The organism is Trueperaceae bacterium (genome assembly GCA_036381595.1).
Taxonomy (GTDB): Bacteria; Deinococcota; Deinococci; order Deinococcales; family Trueperaceae; genus DASVCN01.
The window spans coordinates 84,692-101,084 of sequence record DASVCN010000027.1 but is presented as its reverse complement, the minus strand read 5'-3'; the positions used below and the strand labels follow the sequence as shown (position 1 = coordinate 101,084).

General features: G+C 67.7%; 15 protein-coding genes. 11 read left to right on the top strand and 4 right to left on the bottom strand.

Annotated features, from left to right (window positions below):
* Positions 1-23 precede the first annotated feature (23 nt).
* Entirely contained in the window at positions 24-809 is a 786-nt protein-coding gene (locus tag VF168_09755; GenBank protein ID HEX7004456.1) for an inositol monophosphatase family protein, read from the bottom strand.
* Between the two features lie 69 nt (positions 810-878).
* Between VF168_09755 and VF168_09750 the strand changes: the two genes are divergently transcribed.
* Complete coding sequence (locus VF168_09750) at positions 879-2,027, top strand: deoxyguanosinetriphosphate triphosphohydrolase (GenBank protein ID HEX7004455.1); 1,149 nt, start codon at positions 879-881, stop codon at positions 2,025-2,027.
* A gap of 109 nt (positions 2,028-2,136) precedes the next feature.
* Here VF168_09750 and VF168_09745 read toward each other — a convergent pair whose 3' ends face one another.
* A complete protein-coding gene (locus tag VF168_09745) occupies positions 2,137-3,201 on the bottom strand; it encodes a protease complex subunit PrcB family protein (GenBank protein ID HEX7004454.1) in 1,065 nt (354 codons plus the stop codon).
* A 100-nt stretch (positions 3,202-3,301) separates the two neighbouring features.
* On the opposite strand from VF168_09745, the gene VF168_09740 reads away from it, so the two are divergent.
* Together VF168_09740 and VF168_09735 are read left to right on the top strand one after the other, a co-directional pair.
* Positions 3,302-4,453: a glycosyltransferase gene (locus VF168_09740; GenBank protein ID HEX7004453.1), complete on the top strand. Its 1,152-nt coding sequence runs from the start codon at positions 3,302-3,304 to the stop codon at positions 4,451-4,453.
* The gene (locus VF168_09735; GenBank protein HEX7004452.1) at positions 4,450-6,234 is read left to right on the top strand and encodes an FAD-dependent oxidoreductase; all 1,785 of its coding nucleotides are present in this window, start codon (positions 4,450-4,452) and stop codon (positions 6,232-6,234) included. Before VF168_09740 ends, VF168_09735 begins: the two co-directional genes overlap by 4 nt.
* A gap of 46 nt (positions 6,235-6,280) precedes the next feature.
* Here VF168_09735 and VF168_09730 read toward each other — a convergent pair whose 3' ends face one another.
* Positions 6,281-7,531 (bottom strand): ATP-binding protein, encoded by a 1,251-nt coding sequence (locus tag VF168_09730; protein HEX7004451.1) that lies wholly within the window; start codon positions 7,529-7,531, stop codon positions 6,281-6,283.
* Between the two features lie 43 nt (positions 7,532-7,574).
* Positions 7,575-8,468: a patatin-like phospholipase family protein gene (locus VF168_09725; GenBank protein HEX7004450.1), complete on the bottom strand. Its 894-nt coding sequence runs from the start codon at positions 8,466-8,468 to the stop codon at positions 7,575-7,577.
* Between the two features lie 91 nt (positions 8,469-8,559).
* On the opposite strand from VF168_09725, the gene dnaX reads away from it, so the two are divergent.
* The 8 genes from dnaX (at position 8,560) to VF168_09685 (ending at position 16,386) form a co-directional block, all read left to right on the top strand.
* Positions 8,560-10,176: a DNA polymerase III subunit gamma/tau gene (dnaX, locus tag VF168_09720; GenBank protein ID HEX7004449.1), complete on the top strand. Its 1,617-nt coding sequence runs from the start codon at positions 8,560-8,562 to the stop codon at positions 10,174-10,176.
* A gap of 80 nt (positions 10,177-10,256) precedes the next feature.
* Complete coding sequence (locus VF168_09715) at positions 10,257-10,592, top strand: hypothetical protein (GenBank protein HEX7004448.1); 336 nt, start codon at positions 10,257-10,259, stop codon at positions 10,590-10,592.
* A gap of 102 nt (positions 10,593-10,694) precedes the next feature.
* Positions 10,695-11,015: a YbaB/EbfC family nucleoid-associated protein gene (locus VF168_09710; GenBank protein HEX7004447.1), complete on the top strand. Its 321-nt coding sequence runs from the start codon at positions 10,695-10,697 to the stop codon at positions 11,013-11,015.
* Positions 11,012-11,608, top strand: coding sequence for a recombination mediator RecR (gene recR / locus VF168_09705; GenBank protein HEX7004446.1), 597 nt, complete (start codon positions 11,012-11,014; stop codon positions 11,606-11,608). The genes VF168_09710 and recR overlap by 4 nt, the downstream gene beginning before the upstream one ends.
* A gap of 141 nt (positions 11,609-11,749) precedes the next feature.
* Complete coding sequence (topA, locus tag VF168_09700) at positions 11,750-14,713, top strand: type I DNA topoisomerase (protein HEX7004445.1); 2,964 nt, start codon at positions 11,750-11,752, stop codon at positions 14,711-14,713.
* A complete protein-coding gene (locus tag VF168_09695) occupies positions 14,710-15,021 on the top strand; it encodes a hypothetical protein (protein ID HEX7004444.1) in 312 nt (103 codons plus the stop codon). Before topA ends, VF168_09695 begins: the two co-directional genes overlap by 4 nt.
* A gap of 32 nt (positions 15,022-15,053) precedes the next feature.
* On the top strand, positions 15,054-15,788 hold the full coding sequence (gene recO, locus VF168_09690) for a DNA repair protein RecO (protein HEX7004443.1): 735 nt from the start codon (positions 15,054-15,056) through the stop codon (positions 15,786-15,788).
* Positions 15,781-16,386, top strand: a complete 606-nt coding sequence (locus VF168_09685) for a glycerol-3-phosphate acyltransferase (GenBank protein ID HEX7004442.1) — start codon at positions 15,781-15,783, stop codon at positions 16,384-16,386. Before recO ends, VF168_09685 begins: the two co-directional genes overlap by 8 nt.
* The last annotated feature ends 7 nt before the right edge of the window (positions 16,387-16,393 follow it).

Genomic DNA, 16,393 nt, shown 5'->3' with positions numbered 1-16,393 from the left:
CGCCGAGAACGAATTGGAGCGCGTCATCCTTGGGCCTGTGACGCCTCATCGATCTGAGCGAGGACCTCCGCGAGGAGCAGCGAGGTGGTCGACAGCGCCTCGCCACCATAGATGGTGCGTTCGCCGGACCAGTTGCCGAAGTACCCACCGGCCTCCTCGAGGAGGACCGGGAACGGGCCGCAGTCCCAAGGGTTCATCACCGGGTCGAGCATGAGTTCGAGGCGTCCGCTGGCGACGAGAGCATGGCCGTAGGCGTCCGACCAGCCTGCCTGGTACGAAGTCAGCCTCTGGAACCGCTGCCAGACCTCTTCCCTGCCGTGCCGCGCGAACGAGGCGGCTCCCGTGAAAGCCACCACCGATTCGCGGAGCGATCCCGTGTCGCGCACCCGGCAGCGGCGTCCGTTCCAGTAGCAGCCCTCGCCCCGTGCCGCCCAGAGAGTCTCCCCCAGGGCCGGGAAGTCCGCCACCCCGACCTCCACCCGGCCATCCACCTCGAGGGCCAACAACACCGCGTAGAGGGGTACGCCCCGAACGAACGCCCGCGTGCCGTCGATGGGGTCGATCAACCAACGATGCGAAGCGCCGGCAGACGATTCACCGAACTCCTCGCCCACCATGCCGTGTCCCGGGTAGCGCGACTCGATCCGGAGGCGTATGCGCTCCTCCGCCTTCCTGTCGGCGATGGTGACAGGTGACAGGTCCTCCTTGAACTCCGTCGCCAGGTCAGCCTGGAAGTATCCGAGAGTGAGCCGGCCGGCCTCCTGGGCGGTGGCGATGGCGAAGTCGAGTTGGTCGCGCAGGTCCGGCATCGGGATCCTTTCGTCTGGCACGCCGCTTCCCCGGGAAGGCGGGGGACGAAGTGTTAGGATAGCGCTCCTATGCTGTTCACGCGAGAGAAACTCGAGCAGAACGAGCGGAAGACGCTTGCGCCCTACGCCTGTTTCGCCGACGGATCTCGCGGCCGCGTGCACCCGGAGGAGGAAAGCCTCTACCGCACCGCTTTCCAGAAGGACCGTGACCGGGTCATCCACACCAGTGCGTTCCGACGACTCGAGTACAAGACGCAGGTCTTCGTCAACTACGAGGGCGACTACTACCGGACCCGTCTGACCCATACCCTCGAAGTGGCGCAGGTGGCGAAGGCTGTCTCCCGGGCGCTGGGCCTCAACGAGGACCTGGCCGAGACGATCGCCCTCGCTCACGACCTCGGGCACCCCCCGTTCGGGCACGCCGGGGAGAGCAGCCTCGACCGACTCGCCCAGGATGCCGGAGGCTTCGACCACAACAAGCAGAGCCTGCGGATCGTCACCCAGATCGAACAGCGGTACCCCGACTTCCCCGGACTCAATCTGACCTGGGAGACGCTCGAGGGGATCATGAAGCACGAGACCGAGTACGACCTGCCGGACAGCGACTGGGAGCCCGACAAACAACCGAGCCTCGAAGCGCAGGTGGTGAACATCGCCGATGAACTCGCCTACAACGCGCACGATCTGGATGACGGCCTGCGTTCGGGACACCTGACCCCGCAGCAGATAGCCGAGGTGCCGGTGGTTGGCCGTCTGATGGCGAAACTGGGGTTGAACGCCGCTTCGTTCAACCGCTTCGGCCGCTACACCCTGATCCGGGAGCTGCTGGGGCTGATGATCGAAGACGCCATACGGCACACCGACGAGACCCTGCAGGCTGCAGGCGTCACTACTCTGGAGGACGTCCGTGACGCTCCCACCAAGCTCGTCTCCAACAGCCCGGGTCTGAAGAGCGAACTGGCGGAACTCAAAGGGTTCCTCTACGATAACTTCTACTTCCACTTCCGTCTTATAAGGATGACCAGGAAGGCCGACCATATCCTGGAGCGGATCTTCGAAGCGTACGTGGAGACGCCTGACATGCTCCCGGAGGAGATCCGGGCCACCGTCGAGAAGCGCGGCCTGGTCCGTTCGGTAACCGATTACCTGGCCGGCATGACCGACCGCTATGCCGGCGAGGAGTACGGGCGGCTCTTCGATCCGCATTCGCTCACCTGAGCCCAAGGCAGGCGCCGGTGAGGAGATGCAGCGGCGGCTGGCGGACGGAGAGGACGGTGAACGCGCCACCCGGCAGTAGCCGGTCCCCGAGGCGACAGCCGGCGTTCGCCTAGAGGGAGGGAACGGCCGCGCCTATCAGCCTCTCGCTTCCCGCCTCCCGAATCCAGGCCGTGTCTATGCCGCCCCTCAGTATCCGCACCATCACCCAGGGGCTGGTGATGGCCTGCGTGGTGATGGCACCGGCCCCGGGCTCACGTATCGCGACGTCGATGAACAGGTCGCCGTCGACCAGCGATACTCTCTCGACCTCGATGGCGTAGCCGCCCGTGGGCTTGGTGCCCAGGAACAGGGCGACCACGGTTTCGCGCGAGAAATCAGCATCGGGTACGGGTGGCACCTGGAGTTGTGAACCGTGCGCCCTGTTCCAGAGGCTGAGCAGGGTCGCCTGATCGCGGACGAGGAAGAAGCTCTGCTGCTCGAAGCCGACGGCCTGGTTCCCCTGGGCCATCACTTCCCACACCACCTCCTGCCGCTGGCGTCGAGGTTGGGAGGCGGTGCTGACGTCGAAGTCCGTCTGGAGGAAGAGTCCGGTCCGCAGATACTCCTCGACCCCGTCGGCGCTCCGTCGCCTGGCAGGGATCTGGTCAAGCAGGGTCACGGCGACGGGTCCCTTCTCCTCCAGGTAGGCGCTGAGCGCGTCGGCCTCGGCGCGGGTCAGGTCGCCGACCCCTCTCAGTGCGCCGATACGGGGGCGCGGAACGACCCTGGTGTTCATGCCCTCACGACCATCCCCCAGCAGGGTGAACCACATCCGCCCGTCGTAGTAGACGATCGGGCCGGTGTCCTCGAACACCCGGACCAGCAGGTCGCTGCTCCTCGCGAGCGGGCTCACCTGAGTAGGCGGCGCCCCCAGAGGCGCTACCGCTTCACGAAGGTACGGCTCCCCGTCGATGGCGAGCGCTTCGGCGAGAGCGAGCGGGTCCGCCGACTCGGCGGAACCACGCTCCAGCGCTATCTCCCTTTCTCCCAGCATCAAGCTTGTGGGGGCACCGTAGAGGTAGCTGATGCGCGCGTTCTCGGCACCGTAGAGGACGATCTCATGGAGTCTCGGCTGCCCTTCGGGGACGCAGGCGGCCAAGAGGAGAAGTGGAATCAGCGCCATCAGGACGCGCATCGGGACCTCCTTAGTCGCGCCATGCTACCACCGCCCAGATATGACCTCCATGAGGCATTCTCGCTCCTGAAGGTGAAGTCCTGGCTGATAGACTTCCACCGTGCCTGGCCCCCCTGATCGTGTGCTGATCACCTCCGCATCCATCGGAGGCGGGCACGTCGCAGCAGGACGGGCGCTCGAAGCTGCCTTCGCGGCACGCCACACCGAAACGCTCCACGTCGACCTCCTCGACTACACCACCGTTCCCTTCCGACGCCTCTACCGGCAGGCGTACTTCGATCTCGTTCGCACCGCCCCCGATCTGGTCGACTGGCTCGGGAAGCGGCTCGACCGCGGTCCGCAACGGACCCGCCTGCGGCATCTGCGGTTGCGTTCGCGGCTGACCCGGCTCATCTCCTATCACCTGCCTCGCACCATCGCCGGCTACAAGCCCGATCTGCTGGTCCATACCCATTTCCTGCCGGCAGAGATCCTCAGCACTCTGGGGCACAAGCTTCCCGGGCCGCAGGCGGTGGTCGTCACCGACTTCGCCGCTCACCGGCTCTGGTTGCAGGCCGAGGTGAACCGCTACTTCGTCGCCGCCGACGAAGTGCGGGCGCATCTGGTGTCGCTGGGCGTGAAGTCCGAACGAGTGAGGGTAACCGGGATACCCATCGACAGTCGCTTCCGCTCGCTCGAGAGCAAGGAGGAGGCGCGGCGGAGGCTGGCTCTCCAGCTGGACCGCGACCTGGTCCTGGTGATGGCGGGCGGCATGGGAGCGCAGGTCCTCGGCAACATGCTCGAGCGGCTCCGCGGCCTGCGCTGCCACCTGCACGCGATCATCGTCTGCGGACGCACCCCGGAACTGCTGCAGCGCGCCCGCAAGGCGGTTGCCGACGCTCAGGGGCTGGTGTCGTTCGAGGTGGTGGGCTACTCAGAGGAGATCCCCCGCCTGATGGCCGCCGCCGACCTGATCATCGGCAAGCCGGGTGGACTCACAACCAGCGAAGCGCTCGCCGCAGGCCTCCCGTTCGCCGTGGTGGATCCCTACCCCTTGCAGGAGGAGGCGAACGCGAACTATCTGCTGGAGCATGGCGCCGGCATGCGGCTCGACCCGCTCAGCACCCTCGAGCTGAAGCTCGGTCGCTTCTTCGGGGATGCCGAGAGGCGTCGGGCGATGAGCGAAGCGGCCCGCAGGTTAGGCCGCCCGGACGCAGCGCCGAGGATCGTGACCGAGCTGCTCGAGGGCGTCCCCGTCGGGGGCAGCCGGTGAGGGCCGCAATTGTCGCGTTGCTGCTGGCGCTTCTGGCCGGGGCCGCTCTCGCTCAGGCGACCATGCAGGAGCTGGGCGGCTACGACGTAATCGTGGTGGGTTCCGAACCGGAGGCGATCGCGGCAGCGGTCGCGGCGGCCGAGGCGGGAGCCGAGACGCTGCTGCTCAGCGAGGACGAGCGCCTGGGCGGCCTGTTCGTCCTGGGACAGTTGAACGTCCTCGACCTGCGCACTCAGCCCGTCAACCTGCAGCAGGGGCTGTTCGCGCGCTGGTGGGAGCTGGTCGGGGGCGGCCACTCGTTCGACGTCGAGCGGGCCGAGGCGGCCTTCGCCCGGCTCCTCACGGACGCCGGGGTGAAAGTGAGGCTGGACGCCGAGCCGATCACGCCCGTGGTCGCCGCCGGAACGGTCACCGGTGTCGCCAGCGGCGGGGTCGCCTACCCGGCCGCTCAGGTCGTGGACGGCACCGCCGAGATGGAGTTCGCCGCCGCGGCTGGCGCACCCTTCAGCGTCGGCTTCTCCTCTATCGGGCTGGATGAACGGATGGTGGACACGCTCGTCTTCCGCATCGACGGAGTCGATTGGCAGGCGCTGTCCGAAGCGGTACGCGCCCGCGGAAGGTCGTACGCCAGCATCGACGATCGCGTAGCGTGGGGGCACTTCGGCGGTTACCCTGCCGCCTATCAGCCGAGAACCTGGGGTTTGCGCCTGCGTGGTCTCAATCTTGGCCTGCAGGATGACGGCACCGTTCTCGTCAACGCCCTCCTCATCCACGGCATCGACCCCTTCGATCCGCAGAGCATCGCCAACGGCAGGGCTCGGGCCGAAGCGGAGGCCCCACGGATCGTCGAGTACCTCGCTGAGGAGTTGCCGGGCTTCGAGGACGCCACCTACGCCGGCGCCGCGCCCCGGCTGTACATCCGCGAGAGCCGTCACCTCGAGGCCCGCTGCATCCTGAGCGTGGACGACGTGCTGGACAACCGTGTGACCGATCAGGCGATCGCCGCGGGCGGTTACCCGCTCGACGTCCAGGTTCTGACGCAGTTCGATTCCGGCTACGTCTTCGGCGCGCCCGACGTGTACGGCGTGCGACTCTGCGTCGCGGTGCCGCTGCGCCCCGACGGCCTCTGGGTCGTTGGCAAGAGCGCCGGCTACGACCCGATCGCCGCCTCCAGCGCACGGGTCGTTCCCTTCGGCATGAACGTAGCTGAAGCGGTCGGACTGGCAGCTGCGATCGCTGCCGATCATGGCCTGTCGCCCGCCGAGGTAGCCTCCGACCCGCGGATCGTCGCCGGGTTGCGCGACCTGCTGCTGGCGCGCGGGGCCTATCTCCCGCCGCTAGTGGAACGGGAACCCGTCGGGCCCAGCCGACACCCGCACTACCGGGCCTACCGGCTCATGCTGAGTCGCGGACTGGCTGTCGGTGGCTACGACAACGACCCGAACCTGGACGAACCGGTGACACAGCTCAGCTACCTCTACCTGCTCAGCAACGTACTCGACAGGTTCTTCGGTGATCCTCTGGGCGGCCAGCAGCTGGTCGCCAAGGTCGGCCTGCCCGAAGGGGGCCTCAGCCACGGTGAAGCGCTAGAGCTCACCCGGCTGGCGGCCTGCCACCTGGGCCGATGCGCGGAAGCCGGCCTCGCTGCCATCGGAAACGGCCTGCAGGTGGGCAACGACGAGCAGCTGACGCGAGGCGAGGCGTACGCTCTGGCCGCGGAGCTGGTCCGCAGCAGCGAGGTCGCCGAGCTGACGGGACCGGTCCAAGCCGGAGATCGATGAACTACCGGCGCGGTCGCACCGGGAGATCGATGAACCGAGGTCGGGATCACACCAAAGTATCGATGAACTGGCGCGCGGTTCGCCCTGAATAGCCGTTCCCCCACTCGGCGAACCTGATCGCGGCCTCGTCGAGCTGCCCCTCGGGCAACCGTACGCCGCTGATCCTCGCAAGCTCTCGCACCATGGTCAGGTACTTCCGCTGGTCAGCGGCGGGGAAGGTGATGGTGAGGCCGAAGCGGTCCGCCAGCGCCAACCGTTCGTTGGTCGTGTCCCAGCCGTGCACGTCGTCCGACTCGGGCATCGGCCTGTCGCTAAGGCTCTCCCTCACCAGGTGCCGACGATTGCTGGTAGCGAGCAGCAGGACATTACCCGGTCGCTCGCTCAGGCTCCCCTCGAGAAGCGTCTTGAGCGGCTGGTAGCCGCCGTCGCCGCTCTCGAAGGAGAGGTCGTCGACATAGAGCACGAACCGGTGCGCCGCCTGGCCGAGCCGCGCGGCAAGCCGGGGGAGGGAGGCGAGGCTGTCGCGAGGAACCTCGACGAGGCGGAGGCCGCGGTCGGCGTAGCGGCCCAGCAGGCCCCTCACGGCCGTCGACTTGCCGCTGCCCCGCGGCCCGTAGAGAAGAGTATGGAGCGCCGGCCGGCCCGACAGGAAACGCTCGATGTTGGCCGTCAGCCGCTCGAGTTGCGGCTCCAGTGCGACCAGCTCCTCGTGCCGGTCGCGAGCGGGTCGGGCGATCCCCTCGAGTTCGTCGCCGCGCCAGTGGAACGCCAGGTAGCCGGCGAAAATTCCGGTTCCTGCCCGGCGGTACCGCTCTACCAGTGCGGGCAGCAGCTCCTCCGGCGTCTCTTCACCGATCCTGCGAGCCCAGGTCTCGACTTCGCTCGCGCTGGGCAGGGAGCCGGGAGGCGGTGCACCGGCGAGCCCGCAGAGGGGCGGGAGTTCCTCTCCGGAGCGTGCCTCGGCCCGGTCCTGCCACGGTTCCTCGATGAGATCCCGGACGAGCTCCAGGTCGAGGAGCGCAGCGGCCCGCAACCCTGTGGGAAGACCGACCGAGCCGTTGGCCAGGAGCTGTTCGCCCTCCAGGAGGGCCCGTGCGGCGGCATGAGCCAGGGAGGCGTGTCCCCCCGAGATGAGGGCAGAGACGAGGTCGACGTAACGGCCCTCGACCCTCCGGGCGACCCGGGAGGCGGGCGATGGTCCCCGCTGCCGGCCCACCTCCAACGACTTCTCGAGAGCCGTAAGGGCTCGCCACCACGGCTGTACAGCGAGGTTGCGGAAGACGTAGATCCGGCTCACCCTGGCCTTCCGACGGGCATGCCGACCCGTGCGCTGCTGCCGCTCATGCCTTCGGTTGGCGCGTGGCGGAAGCGCTTAGTGGCCACTTCTCGAGCGCTCGTCTCATCGCCGCTTCACCGGCAGCAATCGCTTCCGGGGACCTGTGGAAGTCCCACCAGCTGAGCGGGGGATCGGCGCGTACGAGCATCGCTCCGGGCGGGACCCTCTGCTCGCACGAGTAGGAGGCCAGGGCGCAGGAGATGCCGCGGGCGAGGCTTCGTAGCGAGGTGGTCGGGACCAGGCCGTCGGTCATCCGTGCCCAGGCGACTCCGACCCGTGAGGCCGCGAGGCGGCGCAGCATCCGAACCAGGGCCGAACTCTCCGGATCGACGCCGGCGTGGATGCCTATGACCGTTCGAGGATTCAGGGTCTGCAGGGCGCGGAAAGGTACCGCTTCGACGAAACCGCCGTCTATGAGCACGCGGCCGTCTATCACGACCGGTGCGAAGATGGCGGGCAGGGCCGAGGACGCTACCACGGCCTTGGCCAGCGACCCCTCGCGGAGAACATGCAGTTCGCCGGTAGCGACGTCGGTGCAGGCGACTGCGAGCGGCATCATGCAGTCGGCGAACGTGGCGCCGAAGAAGACTTTCCGGTCGAGCCACCGTTCGAGTCGCCGGCCGTGGATGAAGCTGCCACGGTGCAGTCCGAAGTCGAGGCCGGTCGACCAGAGTTCGAGGATGTTCTGGCGGCGAACGAGGTCTTCGAGCTCCACGGCCGGCATGCCGATGGCGTAGAGCGCAGCGATCACCGCGCCGTACGAGGTGCCGGCGATGACATCGGGCGCCAGGCCCTTCGACTCGAGCACCTTCAACGCACCCACGTGCGCCAAGCCCCTGGCCGTGCCCCCGCCCAGAGCGAGTCCCAGCGGGGAGTGGGCGGAAGATTCGGCCGCCATGGTCAATGTTACCCGGAATCCCGTCGACTGCGGCATCTCATGGCCGTCCACAAGCCCGGAGCAAGAATTTCCTGGTGGTACGATTGGCCGGATGGCAGCCCTCTATCAACGCGCGCGCCCCGCTACCTTCGCCGAAGTAGTGGGCCAGGAGCACGTGAAGGACGTGCTGCTGGCTGCCCTGGAGCGCGGCAGCCCCAGTCACGCCTACCTGTTCTCCGGCCCCCGGGGAGTGGGCAAGACGACCACCGCGAGGCTGCTGGCGATGGCGCTCAACTGTGAAGCCGAGGCGACCTCGCCCAAGCCGTGCGGCAAGTGCGACGGGTGCCGGATGGTGCGGGAGGGCCACCATCCAGACGTGATAGAACTCGACGCCGCGTCGAACAATTCGGTAGATGACGTTCGCGATCTGCGTGAGAAGACCAGTCTCGCCTCGATGAGGGGCGGGACCAGGGTCTGGATCCTCGACGAAGCGCATATGCTCAGCAAGGCGGCGGCCAACGCTCTGCTCAAGACGCTCGAAGAGCCACCGCCCGGCCTGGTATTCGTGCTTGCCACGACGGAACCGGAGAAGCTGCCTCCGACGGTGCTGTCTCGCTGCCAGCACTTCCGCTTCAGGCGGCATACCGAAGCGGAGATCCTCGGCAAGCTCGAGCGGCTCTGCACAGAGGCGGGGAACGGGATCGAGGCCGAACCGGAGGCGTTGGCGCTCCTCGCGCGTGCGGCCGATGGCGCGATGCGTGACGCCGAATCGCTTCTCGAGCGGCTCCTCACTCCGGGAGCCACGATCACCCTTGCGGCGGCAGAGGAGGCGCTGGGACTGCCTCCCGTCCACCGCATGCAGCAGCTCGCGGCCGCGTTGGCCCAAGGCGACCTGGAAGCAGTGATGACGCAGGCCGAGTCCCTCTACCGGGACGGCTTCGCCCCCCGCAGCCTGGCCGACAACCTGGGCACCGTCCTTCGCGACGCCTTGCGGGCCGACCTCGGCGTCGACGATCCCACTCCTGCCGGCGAGTTCCGCCTTCCCCTGGAGAGGTCCGCGCTGCTGCGACTCATCCACGCCCTCGACGACGAGCAGGACCGGTTCATCCGCCGCGATGACCTCTACAGCCTCGAGGTGGCGCTTCTGAAGGGCTACAACGCGATTACCGGAAACGTCGCGGCTACGGCTGCCCAAGCAGCAGTCGCGGGAGCAGCCACAGGGGCGCGGCATACTTCCTCGACACCCCCGACTCCGGACGACCGGGCGCCAGCGAAGCATGCCGGTGCGGGTGCGACCGCGACCGGGAACGCCCGCTCCGCGAAGACTGAGGTCGCATCCGGGAACTCGCCCACGTCGAATGAGGAGGAGGGCCTCCCCTCCTTCGACCCGACCGGCCGCGGCCCGACGCCGAAGGCCGGAGGCAGAAAGGCGGGCGCCCCGGCATCGTCGGACAAATCCGACGAGAGCGCCGGCCGAGCGGGCGGCAGGTTCGACTGGCACGCCGTCAGGAGCGCTGCCGGACCCCAGCTCAAGGCGTTCCTCATGCCCGCCCGGGAGAGCGTCGAGGGCAACGAGGTAGTGATCCGCTACTCTGAGACGCACAAGTTCCACTACACGGAGCTCAAGAAGCGCGAAGAGGAGCTGGCCAGCCTCATCGAGGAGGTGGCGGGCCCCGGCTACCGGCTTTCGATCGAGGGCCCCGGAGGCGCGCACCCAAAAAAGTCGTAGCGGGACGCCCCCAAGGGAACGTCCCGAACGAAGCCGAACAGAAAGAGGACGAGGATGAGCCGGATGCCAGCCGACCGGCGATGGACGAGTCCAGTGAACGGTTCGTCGAGGAGGAACTCCCCCCGGGGTTCTGGGAGGAGGCGCAGGAGCCGCACCCGCCCTCGCGGGGCCAGCAGCGGCAGGTGAGGCGCCAACCCGACCGGCCTCCACGCGAGGAGGTCTCCGCCGCTCCGGATGAGGCGAGGCTCCCGAAAGACGACACGTCGGAACCGGGCATCGACGAGCCTGCCTTCGAGGTGGTGCAGGCCCTGTTCCCCGGCCGCATAGTTTCGATCGAGGAGATCAACGAGCCCGGCGACGAAGACGACATCGCGGCGACGGCCGAGGCCCCGGCAGAAGACGAGGAGGACTCGTAGGGCAGGACGTGTTGGCGAGGGTGCCGGGCCCCGTGAGGCGACGGATCGGCGCTCCGGCGAAGAACTCGGAACGGCCGGAACGCGATGTAGACTGGCGGCGATATGAACATCCAGAAGCTGATGAAGGAAGCTCAGAAGGCCCAGCAGAAGATGCAGGAGGCGCAGCAGAAGCTGGCCGGGATGAGCGTGGAGGGGAGCGCGGGCGGCGGGATGGTGGTCGCCACGGCCAACGGCGAGGGCACCGTGACCGCCGTCAAGATAGACCCGAGCGTCATCGATCCAGAAGATGCGGACATGCTCGAGGACCTGGTTACGGCTGCCGTGGCCGACGCCCAGCGCAAGGCGAAGGAGCTCCAGGAGAGCGAGATGGGTCAGGCGATGGGCGGCATGGGTGGCCTCGGCGGCCTGGGAGGCATGTTCTGAAGTTCCCGCCGACGCTGATCAATCTGATCCGAGAGCTCGGCAGGCTACCTGGAATTGGACCGAAAAGCGCGCAGCGACTTGCCTTCTACCTCTTCAACCGTCCGGAGGAAGAGGTGCTCGCTCTCGCCAGCGCGATCTCAGAAGCGAAACTGACACTCGACCGCTGCCCGGAGTGCTTCAACGTCATGACCCGCGGGGACGAGCGCTGCTCGGTGTGCAGCGACCCGTCGCGCGACCGTGCCCTCCTCTGTGTGGTCGAGCAGCCGGCCGATCTGCTGGCGATCGAGCGGAGCGGCGAGTACAGCGGCCTCTATCACGTACTCCATGGGGCACTCTCCCCGATGAACGGGGTCGGCCCCGACCAGTTGACGATCGGCCGGCTCTTCGAGCGCCTGGCCGCTTCGCCGGAGGTGATCCTGGCGACCTCGACGACCGTCGAAGGAGAGGCGACCGCGATGTACCTCGCCAGAGCGCTGGTCGAGAAGGGAATCAGCGTCTCCCGTATCGCCTACGGCCTGCCGATGGGCGGCGACCTCGAATACGCCGACGAGGTTACCCTCGGCAGGGCGATAAGCCACCGCCGGCCGGTCTAGATCGACGTCCGGGGCACGTCCACCCGTGGTCCTGCCCGGTCACTTCGGTCCGAGCCGGGTGGCAATTTTCTCTGTCGCGCGATTCTTGACATGGTCGGATGCGTCCTTATAATGGCCCGGCGTTTTCCGAGGGGATGCTAAGTGAGCAAGGCAACACCGAAGAAGCTAGTCATCGTCGAATCGCCCACCAAGGCACGAACGATTCGGCGTTTCCTGCCTGGCGAGTACCAGGTCGAAGCCAGCATGGGTCACGTTCGCGACCTCCCGGCCAACGCCGCGGAGATACCTGAGGAGCTCAAGAGCAAGCCGTGGGCCAGGCTGGGCGTGAGGATCGACGACGGCTTCGAGCCGCTCTACGTCGTCTCGCCGCGCAAGAAGCAGGTCGTGAGCCAGCTCAAGAAGGCGCTCAAGGACGCCAGCGAACTCTACATCGCGACTGACGAGGATCGCGAGGGCGAATCGATAGGCTGGCACCTCGTCGAACTGCTCGACCCCAAGGTCCCGGTGAAGCGGATGGTCTTCCACGAGATCACCGCCGACGCCATACTCAACGCGCTCGAAGAGACCCGCAACATCGACCGCCACCTCGTAGATGCCCAGGAGACCCGGAGAGTCCTCGACCGCCTCGTCGGTTACTCGATCTCCCCACTCCTCTGGAAGAAGATCGCTCCCAAGCTCTCGGCCGGCCGCGTGCAGAGCGTCGCAGTGAGGCTGATGGTCCTGCGCGAGCAGGAGCGCCTTCGCTTCGTCCCAGCCAGCTACTGGGACCTGAAGGCGGCCCTCGCGCCCGCCGCCGCGACACCGGCGGTAACCAGCGGTCAGGTCAACTCCAGGTTCGACGCCGTCCTCACCCACCACGACGGCGTGAGGATCGCCAGCGGACGGGACTTCGATCCCGAGAGCGGCAAGCTGAAAGACGGTCTGCAGGCGGGTCGCGACGTGCTGCTCCTGGCCGAGGACAGGGCCCGGCAGATCGCAGCTCGAGCGAAGGACGCGCCGTTCACCGTCGGCAAGGTCGAAGAGCGGTCGGCCAAGCGCTCCCCTGCTCCGCCATTCACCACCTCGACACTGCAGCAGGAGGCCAGCCGCAAGCTGGGCCTCTCGGCTCGCGACACCATGCGCATCGCCCAGGGCCTCTACGAGAACGGCTACATAACATACATGCGCACCGACTCGACCAACCTCTCACGGGAGGCGATCACAGGGAGTCGCCGGGCGATCGAGTCGCTCTACGGCAAGGAGTACCTGAGCGATCAGCCCCGGCAGTACTCCACCAAGTCGAAGAGCGCGCAGGAGGCCCACGAGGCCATCCGCCCCGCCGGTGGCGAGATGCGCACCGCCGATGCGCTCCAGCTGTCGGGCCGCGACAAGCAGCTCTACGAACTCATCTGGAAACGCACCGTCGCCTGCCAGATGGCAGAAGCCCGCCTCAAGTTCGTCACCGCCACCATCGAAGCCCAACTGTCAGGCGGCGAGACCGCGACCTTCAGGGCGAGCGGCCGCACCACCGTCTTCCCCGGTTTCTTCCGCGCCTACGTCGAGGGTAGCGACGATCCCGACGCCGCCCTCGAGGAGCGCGAGCAGCCGCTTCCGCCACTGTCGGAAGGCGACGACCTCGACTGCTTCGGCGTGGAAGCCACGGGCCACGAGACCAAGCCTCCCGCCAGGTTCACCGAGGCGTCACTGGTGAAACTGCTCGAGAGCGAGGGGATCGGCCGTCCCTCCACCTACGCCTCCATCATCGACACCGTCATCAACCGCGGCTACGCGCGCAAGGGCGGCAGTCAACTGATTCCCACCTTCACGGCGTTCGCCACCAACAACCTGCTCGAGCACCAGTTCCGTCAACTGGTAGACACCGAGTTCACAGCGAACATGGAACAGGCTCTGGACGACATCGCGGCGGGCCTGATAGACGCCACCCCCTACCTGAAGGACTTCTACCAGGGCGAGGAGGGTATCGAGTCGCGGGTCCAGGGCGGCCTCGAGAAGATCGACGCTCGCGAGATCTCCACCATCCGCTCGGAGAAGTGGGACCCTTACGTGGTGCGGGTGGGACGCTTCGGGCCCTACGTCGAGGGCGAGATCGAAGGCGAGCGGGCGACCGCGTCGATACCTGAAGACGTGGCCCCCGCCGACCTGACCCGGGACGACCTCGAGCGCATGCTGGTCGAGGGGAACAAAGGGGACCTGGTTCTGGGCGAGTTCCCGGGCACCGATACCCCGATGCTGCTCAAGCGCGGGCGCTACGGACCCTACCTCCAGTTGGGCGAGGAGGCCCCGGACGGCGGGAAGCCGAAGCGGATCTCGATCCCACGTGGCGTCGACCCAGGCGAGGTGGGTCCTGAACTGGCAGCCAGGCTCCTCTCGCTGCCGCGCGAGGTGGGCACCCACCCCGAAACGGGTGAACCCATCGAAGCGAGCATCGGCCCCTACGGACCGTACGTGAAGCACGGCCGTAAATTCGCCTCGCTGAGGCCCGAGGACGACGTGCTCGAGGTGGGCCTCGACCGGGCCCTGGAGCTGCTGGCGAAGAAACGCGGGCGCAACGAACCGCTCAAGGTGTTGGGCAAGCACCCGGAGACGGGTGAGGAGGTCGGCCTCTACTCGGGCCGTTACGGCCCCTACGTGAAGCATGGCAAGACCAACGCCTCGCTGAGCAAGGGTCAGGACCCCGAAGGCCTTACCCTCGACGAAGCGCTCGAACTGCTGGCCGCGCGTGAAGCCAAGCTGGCCCAGGAGGGCGGCGGGAAGAAGCGGGGCGGCCGTTCGAAGAGCGCTGGCGGCAAGAAGAAGACGGGTGGCAGGAAAGGCGCCAGCAAGAGCGCCAAGAAGTCGAGCGGGCCGAAGGCCACGCCGGCCGAACTGAAGAGGCACCTGGACGAGCTAGAGGCCGACACGGCCCAGGTGGTCCGGCGGCTCGAGGGGATGGACGGACCCGAGCAGGAGGTGGCAGAGGTCGCCGATACCCTCGGCCTGTCGGAGGAGGACGTCAGGGCGCTGCACAAGAAGGGCATGTTCAAACTCAGGATGGCCTTCGGCCGTGCCCGCAAGGCGGCGGAGGACGCGGGGAACGAGCGGGGCGAGCCGGTCGGCGCCCGGTGAGCCGCTCCGACCCCTCTCGACGGGTCGAGAAGCCTCTGAACCTGCCCGGTCTGGCCCGTACCGGCGCCGGGGCGCCCCAGTCGGTACCGGGAACACGCTTCGAGGTGTCGCTGCTCGAAACGCGGACCAGCTCCACGCTCGCCGAAGGCCGCTGGCTACTGCTGCTTGCCGGAGAACTCATCGTCGATCTGCCCCACGGCGACTTCCGGATACTCGCCGAAGGCGACGCCCTGCGGCTCCCGGCGGGTCTGGAGGTCGCCTGCCAGCCGGTGCGCCCCTCGGTCCTGCTGTGGGCGCCGGCGGACTGAGCCAGAGCAAGGCACGGCCGTACAATGAACGGGTGAGCACTCGCTACCGGCTAGGTCACGGCATCGTCATCCGCCGTCAGGCCCTCCCCTCCGGCGACGTGGTGGTCACCCTGCTGGCCGAGGAAGGGAAGTGGCGGGGCATCGCCCGCAAGGGGAAGCTGCCCGGAGGCAACGTCGGGCGCCTCAGCCTCTTCCACGACGTAACCGTGCAGTACTACCGGCGCCGTGAGGAGGACCTCGCTCTGCTCACCCAGGTGCGCCTGAACGGCGCCCTCTCCAGGCTCTCCGATCCGGCTGTCTACCCCTTCGCGCACATCCTGGCCGAGCTAGCCGACGCTCTCACGGTCGACGTCAATATCGGCGAACCGCTCTACCACTACCTCGCTTCCGGCTTGCGCGGTCTCAACCGCCACCCCGACCCGGAACGAGTGGCCCTGCTCTACGCCTGGCGCTTGTTGGGCCAGGCTGGGCTGGCGCCACGCTGCAGCCCGTGCGGCGGCTGTGGGCGCGAACTCCCCCTCGATCGGCTGGACGTGGGAACCGGCGCGCTCCTCTGCAGCGAGTGCGGGGCAGGCTTCGAACTGGGCCGGGTCGCTGGCGCAGAACTGGCCGGGTTGGTCGAGGGGGACATGCACGCGGCCCTCGAGCTGCCGCTCTGCGACCGGCGGACACACTGGCTCGCGCTCTCGCGCTACCTCTCCTATCACGTCGGCGAGCTGCGGAGTCTAGCCGACCGGCCCCGGCCGGAGGCAGCGGCCGGTGTTTGACCTGTTCGCGGGCCTGGGCCTCGGCTACATCTTCGGGTCCTTCCCCAGCGCCGTGGTCGTAGCGAGGCTCTCCGGGCGCAACATATTCGAGGTGGGTTCCGGGAACATGGGCGCGATGAATACCGCCCGCAACATCGGCTGGCTGCCGGGCGTTGTCGTTTTCCTGCTGGACATCGCCAAGGGGGCCGCACCGGTGGTCATCGCCCAACTCCTCACGACCGACTCGAGCGACGCTACGCGCCTGGTCATGCCCTTGGCCGCAGGGTCCGGCGCCGTCGCAGGGCACGCCTGGTCGGCTTTCGCAGGGCTACGGGGCGGGAAGGCGTTGGCCACGACCCTGGGCGTCGCGTTGCCCGTCTACCCGGTTGCCGCGCTCTACACTCTGCTGCTGCTGATCGCGCTGGTGCTGATCACCAGGCGCACTACGCTCTCGGCGCTGGTAGCCATAGCCGCCTATCCAGCCGTGGTGATGGCGGTGCTGTTGCCCAGCGGAGTGGACCAGGACCGCGCCTTCGCCATCCTCACGAGCGTGCTCGTCATCGCCGGGATCGTGGTCTACAAGCACCTCAGTTCGCCGCGAAGTCGGCGGACCAGCTGATCGGCCG

Coding starts and splice junctions, on each gene's coding strand:
- dnaX (HEX7004449.1), top strand. CDS start 8,560: ATGGCAGCCCTCTATCAACGCGCGCGCCCCGCTACCTTCGCCGAAGTA.
- VF168_09710 (HEX7004447.1), top strand. CDS start 10,695: ATGAACATCCAGAAGCTGATGAAGGAAGCTCAGAAGGCCCAGCAGAAG.
- VF168_09745 (HEX7004454.1), bottom strand. CDS start 3,201: ATGCGCGTCCTGATGGCGCTGATTCCACTTCTCCTCTTGGCCGCCTGC.
- VF168_09750 (HEX7004455.1), top strand. CDS start 879: ATGCTGTTCACGCGAGAGAAACTCGAGCAGAACGAGCGGAAGACGCTT.
- VF168_09715 (HEX7004448.1), top strand. CDS start 10,257: ATGGACGAGTCCAGTGAACGGTTCGTCGAGGAGGAACTCCCCCCGGGG.
- VF168_09755 (HEX7004456.1), bottom strand. CDS start 809: ATGCCGGACCTGCGCGACCAACTCGACTTCGCCATCGCCACCGCCCAG.
- VF168_09725 (HEX7004450.1), bottom strand. CDS start 8,468: ATGGCGGCCGAATCTTCCGCCCACTCCCCGCTGGGACTCGCTCTGGGC.